The organism is Nocardia alni, assembly GCF_019038435.1.
Taxonomy (GTDB): domain Bacteria; phylum Actinomycetota; class Actinomycetes; order Mycobacteriales; family Mycobacteriaceae; genus Nocardia; species Nocardia alni.
This window is the reverse complement of sequence record NZ_JAGPOX010000216.1, coordinates 1-12064: the sequence shown is the minus strand read 5'-3', so window position 1 is coordinate 12064 and position 12064 is coordinate 1. Positions and strand designations below refer to the sequence as shown.

At 68.5% G+C, this 12064-nt stretch carries 10 protein-coding genes; 5 read left to right on the top strand and 5 right to left on the bottom strand.

The genetic code is table 11. From position 1 onward, the window contains the following. Positions 1 to 148: 148 nt before the first annotated feature. Together JZ791_RS41500 and JZ791_RS46245 are read left to right on the top strand one after the other, a co-directional pair. Positions 149 to 988: a hypothetical protein gene (locus tag JZ791_RS41500; protein ID WP_216903053.1), complete on the top strand. Its 840-nt coding sequence runs from the start codon at positions 149 to 151 to the stop codon at positions 986 to 988. Positions 989 to 1020: 32 nt separating this feature from the next. Further along, positions 1021 to 1146, top strand: coding sequence for a hypothetical protein (locus JZ791_RS46245; RefSeq protein ID WP_256462064.1), 126 nt, complete (start codon positions 1021 to 1023; stop codon positions 1144 to 1146). Between the two features lie 42 nt (positions 1147 to 1188). Here the strand turns inward: JZ791_RS46245 and JZ791_RS41495 are convergent, their stop codons facing one another. Together JZ791_RS41495 and hemE are read right to left on the bottom strand one after the other, a co-directional pair. Then, a complete protein-coding gene (locus JZ791_RS41495) occupies positions 1189 to 2535 on the bottom strand; it encodes a protoporphyrinogen oxidase (RefSeq protein ID WP_216903051.1) in 1347 nt (448 codons plus the stop codon). A gap of 846 nt (positions 2536 to 3381) precedes the next feature. Then, positions 3382 to 4455: a uroporphyrinogen decarboxylase gene (hemE, locus tag JZ791_RS41490; protein ID WP_216903049.1), complete on the bottom strand. Its 1074-nt coding sequence runs from the start codon at positions 4453 to 4455 to the stop codon at positions 3382 to 3384. Positions 4456 to 4598: 143 nt separating this feature from the next. Between hemE and JZ791_RS41485 the strand changes: the two genes are divergently transcribed. Together JZ791_RS41485 and JZ791_RS41480 are read left to right on the top strand one after the other, a co-directional pair. Beyond that, complete coding sequence (locus JZ791_RS41485) at positions 4599 to 5231, top strand: DUF3000 domain-containing protein (RefSeq protein WP_308163444.1); 633 nt, start codon at positions 4599 to 4601, stop codon at positions 5229 to 5231. A gap of 22 nt (positions 5232 to 5253) precedes the next feature. Beyond that, positions 5254 to 6564 (top strand): ribonuclease D, encoded by a 1311-nt coding sequence (locus JZ791_RS41480; protein WP_216903045.1) that lies wholly within the window; start codon positions 5254 to 5256, stop codon positions 6562 to 6564. Positions 6565 to 6571: 7 nt separating this feature from the next. Here JZ791_RS41480 and JZ791_RS41475 read toward each other — a convergent pair whose 3' ends face one another. After that, entirely contained in the window at positions 6572 to 7375 is an 804-nt protein-coding gene (locus JZ791_RS41475) for an enoyl-CoA hydratase (protein WP_216903043.1), read from the bottom strand. A gap of 282 nt (positions 7376 to 7657) precedes the next feature. Between JZ791_RS41475 and JZ791_RS41470 the strand changes: the two genes are divergently transcribed. Continuing rightward, positions 7658 to 8866: a hydroxymethylglutaryl-CoA reductase gene (locus tag JZ791_RS41470; RefSeq protein WP_216903041.1), complete on the top strand. Its 1209-nt coding sequence runs from the start codon at positions 7658 to 7660 to the stop codon at positions 8864 to 8866. 113 nt (positions 8867 to 8979) lie between these two features. Here JZ791_RS41470 and dxs read toward each other — a convergent pair whose 3' ends face one another. Together dxs and JZ791_RS41460 are read right to left on the bottom strand one after the other, a co-directional pair. After that, the gene (gene dxs / locus JZ791_RS41465; RefSeq protein ID WP_216903039.1) at positions 8980 to 10872 is read right to left on the bottom strand and encodes a 1-deoxy-D-xylulose-5-phosphate synthase; all 1893 of its coding nucleotides are present in this window, start codon (positions 10870 to 10872) and stop codon (positions 8980 to 8982) included. 138 nt (positions 10873 to 11010) lie between these two features. Further along, positions 11011 to 12064, bottom strand: a 1054-nt coding sequence (locus JZ791_RS41460; RefSeq protein ID WP_216903037.1) for a class I SAM-dependent RNA methyltransferase, incomplete at its 5' end; no start/stop codon positions are given.

Here is a 12064-nt window from a genome sequence, read left to right as displayed (position 1 = left end):
GCACGGCCCTCCCCCCTTACCGTAATCGACCCCCTCGCCGACCCGAAAATGGTTGCGGTTCAACGGAAAAGAGTGCGTTTGGTAGTAAAGGGTGCGGATGCGGTCTGTCATTAGGTACCTGTCGGTACCCCGTGCCAATCTTCACGACATGCCGTCCATACCCCACGAGGCGTCGTTGGAGCTCCTGCGCCTCAACCCTTCACTCGCCGCGGTATTGCTCGCGGCCACCGGAATCGAGGTACCACCCGACCTCGTCGCCACCCCAACCGATGGCGACCTGACCGCCTGCCTCCCCACCGAATTGCGCGCCGACGCCCTGACGATCCTGCACAATCGGCAGCACAAACTGGCCGTGATCACCGAATCACAGTCGCGGCCACCCACCCGAGCCAAACGCCGTGCCTGGGCCGCCTATGTCGGCCTGGCGCAATCGGAAAACGATTGCGACGTCGTGCTGATCATCATCGCCCGGGACCGTGCGACGGCCCGCGCCTGCGCCACAGTCATCCGCACCGGTCATCCCGGATACGATCTACGTCCCTTCGTGATCGGCCCCGATACCATCCCCGACCCCACCGATCCCGCCAATGCCGCCGTCGCCCCGGAATTGACCGTGCTCGCGGCCATCGCACATACTCTGGACCTGGACTCCGACGCCACGCGCCGTGCGGTCATGCGCACCTTCGCCGACCTCGATCCCGAACGCCGCTCCACCTACACTCGACTTGTCTACTTCGCCGCCTCGCCTGCGGCCCGACGTGCTCTGGAGGACCTGATGGCAATCACTTGGCCCCGCATGGAGTTCTTCGACAAATTCATAGCCGAAGGCGAAGCACGCATACTGCTGCGTTTACTGGCCGCTCGCGGATTCACTATCCCCGACACCATTCGCGAACGCGTCGTGAACACCTCCGACACGGAGCAAATCGAGCGATGGTCCGACCGCGTATTGACCGCTGAATCCCTGGAAATGGTGTTCACGGACTGACCACCGTCCGGACGTTACCAACGCTGCCTCGTTTGGGCTACACCGTCGACGAGCCCGTGCGCGAACGCGTCGAGTCCGCTACCAGTATGGAGCAGGTCTTCGCCTGGCTCGATGCCGCGATGACAGGGAAGACGGTGGACGAGATCTTCGGCGACTGACGGGATGGTCGGTGGTCGGTCGGTTGAAGGCCGTCCATTCCGTCAGCTCAGGTGTGTGAGGATTCGGGTGGCCGCGGCTGTGGCGGAGGCGGAGCAGGCGGGGACGCCTACGCCGTGGAGGTAGGCGCCCGTTACGGCCACACCAGGAAGGGCAACTACCGAGGATTCGATCGTGGATACTCGGGTGGCGTGGTCAGGGGCGTATTGCGGGAGGCCGTCGGGCCAGCGTTGGACCAGGGTGTCGACGGGGCGCGTTTCGACGCCGGTGACGGTGGCGAGGTCTTCGATGGTGACGGCCGTCAGGTCCTCGTCGGACCAGGTCAGGGGGGTGGTGTCGCCGAAGCGGCCGAAGGAGGCTCGTAGGATCGCTACGTCGCGGTCGGCCAGGTGTGGCCATTTGCGGCTGGACAGGGTGAATGCCTTGGCGCGCAGGGATTCTCCGGTGGCGACGAGGATTCCAGAGTTGTCCGGTAGTGGGGTGTCCCGCGGGAGCGCCAAGGCGACCACGGCCGAGGAGGACAGGTCGATCCCGGCGGCCACGTGTGCGGCCTCCGGTGCGACGGTTCGCAGCAGGGCGGCGGTGACGGGGGCCGGGGTGGCCAGGATTACCGCGTCGACCGTGCCGATCGGCTCGAGCAGCCAGCCGTGGGCGGTGCGGGACAAGTCGGTGACCGGTGTGCCGGTGAAGAACTCGGGTGTGGCGGCGGCGAATAAGGCGTCCAGCAGCACCCGGTATCCGTCTCGGATGCCGCCGAAGACCGGTGCGGTGGATGGTGGCGGTAGCGCCCGCCCGACCGCCTCGGTCAGATTCGGCGCGCCCGCGTCGAGGGCGGCGGCCAGGGTCGGCAGGGCCGAACGCACACCGATCGAATTCGCCAGCCCCGCATACACTCCGCCGAGCAGCGGGTCCACGCTGCGCGCGACCACCTGCTCACCGAACCGCTCTCCCACCAGCTCGGCGACCGACACGTCCGCACCGGGCGTCCACTCCAGCGGCCGAGTCGGCTCATCCCGGATGCGCGTCAGAGTCGCCTCGTCGACCAGCCCGGCCACCGAATCCGCCCGCGCCGGAATGCCCATCAGCGTGCCCTCGGGCATCGGATGCGCCGCCCCGCCCGACCAGATCAGCGGCCGCCGTCCGGCCGGATGTACCAGCTGATCCTCGAGACCCAGTTCCCGCAGCAGCGCGGGAATTTCGGGCCGCCGCCCCACGAACGCCTCGGCCCCCAGATCCATCGGCTGCCCCGCGAGCTCACCGGTGTACAGCACCCCGCCCACCCGCTCGCGCCTGTCCACCAGCACCAGCTCGAGCTCGGATCCGAGCGCCACCCGCAGCCGATAGGCCGCGACCAGCCCACTGATCCCCGCGCCGACCACCGCGACCCGCATCAACCACGCTCCTCGTCACACCGCCGCATTCAAACCCGTACCGACGCACCGGCCGTGAGCAGCCACCGATCGTTCACGCGCCCACCACGAAACTACTCGATAGCTCGGTTCGACACTTCCGGGCCGAGCTACCCGCCCACGATGGCCACAGCGATGCCTGACCACTATCCACCGCAAGTGGAACACCTCCACTTCACCGGTCTGAGCCCACTGCCCGAGAACACACCCACGACAGACCACCGCGTTCACACACCGGCTGGGCCACTTGCCGGCCGATCCAGCCGCCTACGCCGACCACGACGAGACCAGACCGCTATCCACCGTAAGTGGAACCTCGACCCACCCGGTCTGAGAACACACCCACGACAAACCGACCCGTTCGCACACCGACCACGAAACGACTCACCGGCTCGTACATACCCCGGCCGATCACCCCACCAACGCCGACCATGGCGAGGCCGTCCAGCTATCCACCGCCGGCGGAATGTCCCGACCTCGCCGATCCGATCACACAGCTCGAGGACACACCGATGCCCACGTTCGACGAGATGGGCGGGCCGCACGGACTGCATGCCTTCCGCCTGATGCGCGACACGACAACGGTGTTGTTCGTTATCGACCACTGGCAGGCGAGGTCTGCATCACGCTGTTCACCGCGAACGCGAAAACATCCGACTCCATCGGCTGCGAACCGTGGAGTACCCGACCATCGAGCGCGCATCGCGCTCCGGGTGCGACAGGTCGCGGCCGGGGTTCCGGGGCAATTATCCCCGAACCGCGCGTACTTCGGACCAGGCCCGACATCTCCCTGACATGGGACCTGCGGGAGGCGGGCGTCTGGTAGTCCTACAGCGGCGAGGGCAGACTGTGGATCAGCTCGACGGTGGCGGTGATGACGCCCGGGTCGGTGTCGGGGAGCACGCCGTGGCCGAGATTGAAGATATGGCCCGCCGCACCCAGGGCGATGGCCTCGTCGGCCTCCCGGGCGATTCGGCGCACCTCACGCTCGACGACCTGCGGACCGGCGAACAGGGTGGCCGGATCCAGGTTGCCCTGCAACGTCTTTCCGGGACCGACGCGCCGCACCGCGTCGGTGAGCGGCACCCGCCAGTCGACGCCGACCACATCGGCGCCGGCCTCGCCCATCGCGCCGAGCAGCTCACCCGTGCCGACCCCGAAGTGGATGCGCGGCACGCCGTCACCGATCTCGGCGAACACCCGCTCGGAATGCGGTAGCACGAACTCCCGGTACTGCGCGAGCGACAGCGCGCCCGCCCACGAATCGAACAGCTGGATCGCGTCGACCCCGGCGGTCAGCTGCGCGCGCAGGAATTCGACGGCGATATCGGTGAGCGCGCCCATCAGCGCATGCCAGGTATCCGGGGCGCCGAGCATCATCGCCTTGGTGCGCTCGTGATTGCGACTGGGCCCGCCCTCCACCAGGTAGGACGCGAGTGTGAACGGCGCGCCGGCGAAGCCGATCAACGGCGTGTCACCGAGCTCACCGACCAGCAGCCGCACCCCTTCGGCGATCGCGCCGACCTCCTCGTGCCGCAGCCGCGGCAGTGCCCGCACATCCTGGACCGTGCGCACCGGATGTGCGATGACGGGTCCGACCCCGGCAACGATGTCCAGATCGATTCCGGCCGCCTTGAGCGGAACGACGATGTCGGAGAACAGAATCGCCGCATCCACCCCGTGCCGCCGAACCGGCTGCAGCGTGATCTCGCACACCAGCTCGGGATCGAAACAGGACTCGAGCATCCCGACCCCTGCCCGCAGTTCTCGATATTCGGGCAGCGACCGCCCGGCCTGCCGCATGAACCAGACCGGCCGCCTGTTCGGACTCGCCCCGGTAGCGGCGGCGAGGAACGGCGCATCGGACAGTCGACGTCGAATTGGAGTGCTCATCACGGTCATCGTAAGCGACGGCCCGAACTCCACCGCCCCGTCGCCCCGACCGCACGCCGGGCATACGCAGGATGGCGTTCCCACAAAATAGATACCGCGAGCTACCGCGCGCCTCCGAGTTAGAGGCGAGGTTCGGAGATAGGTTCGCATTCGTGACACCGCTCGACATCCGCGACGGCGCCGCACCGACCCCGGAGGGCGAACCCGCCCGATTTCGCGCCGCGGTCGATGCGATGGGCAAGGCATCCGTGCACCCCCGGATCGAACTTGCGCCGATCCGGCCGCCGCAGCGCCTGGCACCGTATTCATACGCCATCGGCGCCGAGGTCAAACACCCGGACACGAACGTGATTCCGGTCGACTCCGATGACGACGCGTTCGGCCGGTTGATCCTGCTACATGATCCGAACGGCCAAGAGGCGTGGCACGGGGTGTTCCGGCTCGTGGCCTATATCCAGGCCGATATCGACGGCGCGCTCGCCGGTGATCCGCTGTTACCGGAGGTCGCGTGGAGCTGGCTGGTCGACGCCCTGGAATCGCGGGGCGAGCCGTTCACCGCGCTGGGTGGCACGGTCACATCTACCAGTTCGGTCCGTTATGGCGATATCGCCGGACCGCCGCGCGCTTATCAGCTGGAATTGCGGGCCTCGTGGACGGTGGAGTCGACCGAACTCGAACCGCACGTGGAGGCTTTCTGCGAAGTACTGGCCTACGCGGCCGGTTTGCCCCCCGCGGGTATCACTCATTTGCGGCCGCGTCCGCAGATTGCCGACGACCAGTTCTGACCGCACCGTAAAGTTCTCTTCTATGCCCGTTGCCGACAAGTCCGAGAAAACACCGGGAGCGACCGAGGACAGCGCCGCCGTCCCCCTGCTCGCGCCGGCCGAGGGTGTGCCCCCGGTCTCGGATACCGCCGCGGCCGTCGCCGAGGCCGCCGCCCGCCTGGCCGCGGGCACCGGCCCGCTGGCAGTCGACGCCGAACGCGCCTCGGGTTTCCGCTACTCCAACCGCGCCTATCTGATCCAGCTGCGCCGCGAGGGTTCCGGCACCGTGCTGATCGATCCGATCCCGGTGGCCGACGCGCTGGCCCCGCTGGCGGAGGCGATCAACGATCTGGAATGGGTGCTGCATTCGGCCGATCAGGACCTGCCCGGCCTGGCCGAGCTGGGCCTCACCCCGGCACGGCTGTTCGACACCGAACTGGGCGGGCGGCTGGCCGGATTCGAACGGGTGGGCCTGGCCGCGATGGTGGAGAAACTGCTGGGCCGGGAGCTGCGCAAGGGACACGGCGCCGCGGACTGGTCGACCCGCCCGTTGCCCGACGACTGGCTGAACTATGCCGCCTTGGACGTGGAGCTGCTGGTGGAGCTGCGCGACTCGGTCGCGGCCATACTCGCCGAGCAGGGCAAAACCGACTGGGCCGCACAGGAATTCGAGCATGTACGCACCGCGGAACCGGCCGCCCCCAAACCCGATCGGTGGCGGCGCACCTCGGGCATCCATACCCTGCGGCGCACCCGGCAGCTCGCCGTGGTGCGCGAATTATGGTCCACCCGCGACCATTTGGCCCGCACCCGGGATGTGGCCCCGGCCCGCATCCTGCCGGATTCGGCGATCGTGTCCGCCGCGACCGCCGACCCGAAATCCATTGCGGCGCTGCGGGAACTGCCGATTTTCGGCGGCCCGCGCCAGCGCCGGCATTCGCGGGACTGGCTCGGCGCGGTGGAACGCGCACGCGCCCTTCCGGACTCGGAACTCCCCACGCTGACCCAGCCGTTCGACGGGCCGCCCCCGGTGAACCGCTGGGAGCGTCGCGACGCCGCCGCGGCGGCCCGCCTGACCGCCGCACGGGCAGCGATGAGCGAGCTGTCGACCCGCTACGCGGTGCCGGTGGAGAACCTGCTCACCCCGGATCTGCTGCGCCGATTATGCTGGGATGGACTCCCCGAATTCCGTTCCGGCGCAACGCTGGACGATCCGGCCCGGGCGATCGACGGATTCCTCGCCGCCGGCGGCGCTCGCCCCTGGCAGCGCGAACTCGCCACCGGCCCACTAGCCTCGGCGCTGTTCGACCACGCTGCCGCCCAGCCCGCCTCCGACCCCGTCCAGTCCGACTAGGACAGCGTCAGTCCTCGTAGACCGGTGGCCGCCGGTCCCGCCGGGCGCGGATCGCCTCGTCGAAATTCTCCGTGGTCAGGCGCACATACAGCTGTGCGGTGCCCTCATGCTGCATATGCGATTCGAAGCTTCCGGCCTCCAGTCCGCTCCACAGCATGCGCTTGGTGAGTTCGGCGCCCACACGGCTCCACCGGATGATCTGCTCGGCGGTGTCGTAGGCGGTCTCGAGTAGCTTCTCGCCGGGGACGACGCGCGAGACGATGCCGATGCGCTCGGCCTCCGCGGCGTCCACATCGCGACCGGTCAGCATGATCTCGTAGGCGCGGGTGGTGCCGATCGCCCGCGGAAGCAGATAGCTGATGCCGAGTTCGGCCGAGGTCAGGCCGTTGTTGATACCCGCCGCGCGGAAGTAGGCATCCTGCGAGGCGATGCGGATGTCGGTGCCGATGGCCAGACAGAATCCGCCACCGATGGCCGCGCCGTTGATCGCCGAGATCACCGGCTGATGCATGCGCCGGATGGTGAGCATCACATTGTTGAGCAGCTCCATCGACCGCCGCGCGATGTTGGTCTTGGTCAGCCCCGCGACCCCGGGCACCTTCCCGGCGTGCTGCAGGTCCGCACCCGAGCAGAAACCGTGCCCGGCCCCGGTCAGCACGACCGCCCGCACCTCGTTATCGGCGGCCACCGCCTCGAGCGTCTCCCGCAGCGGGATCATCACATCGAACGCCATGGCATTCATTCGCTCGGGCCGGTTCAGCGTGACCAGCGCGATCTGCGGACGCGGTTTCTCGACGAGCACGAACGACATGCGACAACTCCTACCGGTGACGGATTTCCCAAACTGTAACTGGTTCTAGAATGAATCCGGCACATCGAACGCCGGCCCGCGATCGCCGCCATTCCGCCGGTCCAACGCTCCAGTACATCAGCGTTCGAACAACGCTGCGGAAAGTAACTGTGACACAACAGTTTCCGTTACATTGCGCCAAGATTGCCCAGCGGTCACCCGCGGCGGCGGATACGCTCCATGCCGGATCTTGTTGAACAGCATGCCCATCGCGAGCATGTGACCTGTCACCTGGAGCACACAATGTTGGTCAGGCCGGAAGTCGACGAAACATCCGAAGTCATAAAGATGCCGGGGCTGGGGGAATACACAGAACAAGCGCGGGCGGCGCGGCTCGCGTGGTACCGGGACGCGACCGGGGCATCGTTGACCGCCCTGCGCGAACCCGGCGTATCAGCGGAGCTGGTGCGCGGAAATATCGAGAACTTCGTCGGCACCATCGACGTCCCGGTGGGGCTGGCCGGTCCCCTGCTGTTCGCCGGTGAGCACGCGCGAGGACCGATCATCGCACCGATGGCCACCGTCGAGGGCGCGGTACTGGCATCGACCGCCCGCGGCGCTCGCGCCATGAGCGATTCGGGCGGAGTGGTGACCCGGGTGCTGCGGCAGCGGATGACCCGGGTGCCCGGATTCGGGTTCGATTCGATCGCCGAGGCCGCACAGTTCGCGGAGTGGGTGCCCCGGCAGCGGGAGCAGCTGGCCGCACGGGTCCGCGAGGCTTCGCGGCATGCCATGCTGGTCGAGGTCGAGGCCGTCCAGATCGGGCGGGACGTGCACGTGCGGTTCTGCTACGAAACCGGCGATGCCACCGGCCAGAACATGACATCGGCGACGACCTGGAACGCGTGCCAGTGGATCCTCGACCACATCGACGAACTGCCGGGCGTGAGAATCCAATGGTTCATCATCGAAGCGAATATGGCCAACGACAAGAAGGCCGCACACCTGAGCACCAGCGGCGGCCGCGGGTACCGGGTGGTGGCCGAGACGTCGTTGACCCGCGATGTCATCCTGAATGTCCTCAAGACCACCCCCGAGACGTTGAATCGCACGATCGGGGTGTTCGCCGACGCGGCCTGGCACAGCGGTGCACTGGGTTCCGATGTCGACGCGGCCAATGTGATGGCGGCGATGTTCATCGCCACCGGTCAGGATGCGGCCAGCGTCTTCGAATCGGGGACCGCGATGATCTCGAGCCGATTCGAGGGCGACGATCTGCTGATCACCCTGACCGTCCCGAGCCTGCTCGTCGCGACCGTCGGCGGCGGCACCGGACTACCGCAGCAGCAGGCATTCCTCCAAGCGCTCGGCTGTGCCGGGGCGGGAAAGGCCCGTCGGCTCGCCGAGATCGTCACCGGATTCTGTCTCGCACTGGACATTTCCACGATATCGGCGATCGCCGCAGGTCAGTTCGTGGCCGCCCATGAACAACTCGGCCGTAAGCGACCGTAGGCGTCCGCTACCCGGTTACCTCAACTGATGACTCTGCGGTGCGATGGGCGAGCGGCCTCGGGTCGCTCGTCCTCCCGCCATTTCGGTACAGAAGTCAGCCCCAGCCACCGGCGTCAGGAGTTGTGCGCCAGCCAGGCGCGGATCTGCCGGGCCACGCCCTCCGCGGTCAGGGCCAGCTCGTCGTGGATCTGCGCACGCGATGCGTGGTCCAGGAAGTGCTGCGGGACACCGAGATCCCGGGTCGGGACGTCCAGTCCGGCCGCGCGCAGACGTGCCGACAGCGTGCAGCCGATGCCGCCGTGCACGCCGCTGTCTTCCAGGGTCACCACCAGGCGGTAGTTCTCGGCGAGCTTCACGATGGCATCCGATACCGGCAGCACCCAGCGCGGATCCACCACTGTCACCGAGAGACCGTCGGACTCGAGCAGATCCGACGCCGCCAGCGCGGTGCGGGCGAACGGGCCCACCGCGACCAGCAGGACGTCACCGCGCACCGTCTGTACCGACGCGCCCTCGGGCAGGCGAAGCACATCGACGCCGTCGAGCCGCTCCACCGCCGAGACATCCTCGGCGACAGCGCCCTTCGGGAACCGCAGGGCCGTCGGCCCGTCGCCGGTGGCGAGCGCCTCGGCCAGCTCCTCCCGCAGCGTCGAGGCATCGCGCGGCGCGGCCACCCGGATGCCCGGCACGATGCCCAGCAGTGACAGATCCCACATGCCGTTGTGGCTGGCGCCGTCCTCGCCGGTGATCCCGGCGCGGTCCAGTACCAGCGTCACAGGCAGCTTGAGCAGCGACACATCCATGAGCAACTGGTCGAAGGCGCGGTTCAGGAACGTCGAGTAGACCGCCACCACCGGGTGCAGACCACCCAGCGCCATACCCGCCGACGAGGTGAGCGCGTGCTGCTCGGCGATGCCGACATCGAACATCCGGTCCGGGAAACGCTCGCCGAACGGCGTGAGCCCGGTCGGCCCCGGCATCGCGGCGGTGACCGCGACGATATCGTCGCGCTGCTCGCCGTGGCGGATCAACTCCTCGGAGAACACCGAGGTCCAGCCGACCGTCTTACCGCCGGTGGGCCGGCCGGTCTCCGGGTCGATGGCGCCGATGGAATGCATCTGGTCGGCCTCGTGGTCCTCGGCGTGCCGGTAGCCGCGACCCTTCTGCGTCACCACGTGCACCACGACCGGCCCGCCGAAATCCTTGGCGCGGCGCAGCGCGGACTCCAGGGCGAGGGTGTCGTGGCCGTCGACCGGGCCCAGATACTTCAGGCCCAGGTCGCTGAACAGCTCCTGCGGCGCCACCGCGTCCTTGATCCCGGCCTTGAGCGCGTGCAGCATCGAATACGCCGAGCCGCCGACCCGCGGGATCCCCTGCACGAACCGCTTGGTCGCGTCCAGGGCCTGCTCGTAGGCGGGCTGCATGCGCAGCGCGCCGAGCCGGTCGGCCAGGCCGCCGATCGTGGGCGAATACGACCGCCCGTTGTCGTTGACGACGATGATCACCGAACGGTCCGGCGCGGCGGCGATATTGTTCAACGCCTCCCAGCACATGCCGCCGGTGAGCGCGCCGTCGCCGACGACGGCGACCACGTGACGGCGCTGCTTGGTGAGTGCGAACGCCTTGGCCAGGCCGTCGGCGTAGGACAGCGACGCCGAGGCGTGCGAGGACTCCACCCAGTCGTGCGCGCTCTCGGCGCGGCTCGGATATCCGGACAGGCCGCCCTGTTTGCGCAGCCTGTCGAACTCGCCCTTGCGGCCGGTGAGCATCTTGTGCACGTAGGCCTGGTGGCCGGTGTCGAAGATGATCGGATCGGCCGGGGAATCGAAGATCCGGTGCAGCGCGATCGTCAACTCCACCACGCCCAGGTTCGGCCCCAGGTGCCCGCCGGTGGCGGCGACCTTGTGAACCAGGAAATCGCGGATCTCCTGCGCCAGTTCATCCAGCTCCGAGGCCGTCAGCCGGCGCAGGTCCTCTGGGTTGTCGACTCGGGAAAGGACTCCCACAGCTATCGCTCCCAACTCCGCATGGCTCATCTGTCTCGAAACAGTCTACGGAGCCCGATCGCCGACCGATGACGGGAACGACGACCCGCCCGGCGACACACCGTAACAGTGAGATAGCGCATAGTGACCCGCACCATATCAGTGCCCTATGGGCTCGAGCAGGGCCAGACATTCGACGTGGTGGGTGCCCGGGAAGGCGTCGAACGCACGCAGACGGGTCGGTATGTAGCCGCACGCGCGGTACAGGCCGATATCGCGGGCGAATGCGGCCGGGTCGCAACCGATGTGCACGATGCGGGCGGGCGCGGCGGCGGTCAGCGGGGTGAGCACCGCCTTGCCCGCACCGGCGCGCGGCGGATCCAGGACCACGACATCCGGTGCGGCGCCGGCGGATCGCTCGATCCAGCGCTCCACCCGCTGCGCGGACAGCATCACCCACGGCATGTCCCGAAGGACCGCGATACCGTCGGTGACCGCTCCGCCCGAGGATTCGACCCCGTGCACCGCGCCGGTCGGGCCGACGGCCTCGGCCAGCCGCCCGGCGAAAACGCCCGCACCGCAATACAGATCCCAGGCCCGATCGCCGGGCGACGGATCGGCCCACTCGGCGACGATATCCGAATACCATTGCGCCGCACCGCGATGCGCCTGCCAGAACCCCGTCGCCGACACCTCCCACCGACGCCCGGCCACATACTCCACGGCCCGCCCGCTGCCCTCGATCACGCGTTCCGTGCGCGGCGCGTGTGCCGCGGCCCGCCGAGCCGCCGCACCGCGCCGATCCCCGCGATCGTCGCCGCGAACCCCGCGACCCGGACGGTCGCGCTCCCCCCGCTCAGCGCCCGCCCGACCGCCAGATCCGGCCGCGCCCGCCCTGCCGGGAGCACCCCGACGCCCTGCGGTATCGCGTCGATCATCGACACGCCCGGCGCCGCCGCGCTGCTCATCACGGCGTCGATCGCCACGGCGCGGACCATCGGTCCGGGGCGAACCCTGTTCCGGCCGTTCATCTTCGGCGTATGCGGGCGCGATCTCGACGATATGCCGCGCCCCCTCCCCGTCGACCGCGATCACGAGATCCGAACCGGGAGTCCAGATCCGGTCGGCGATCCCGTCCATCGCACCCGAAACCGGTTGGGGACAACGCAGATCCGCGATCACCCCGGCGCTCCGCAAGCGGTGCACACCCGCC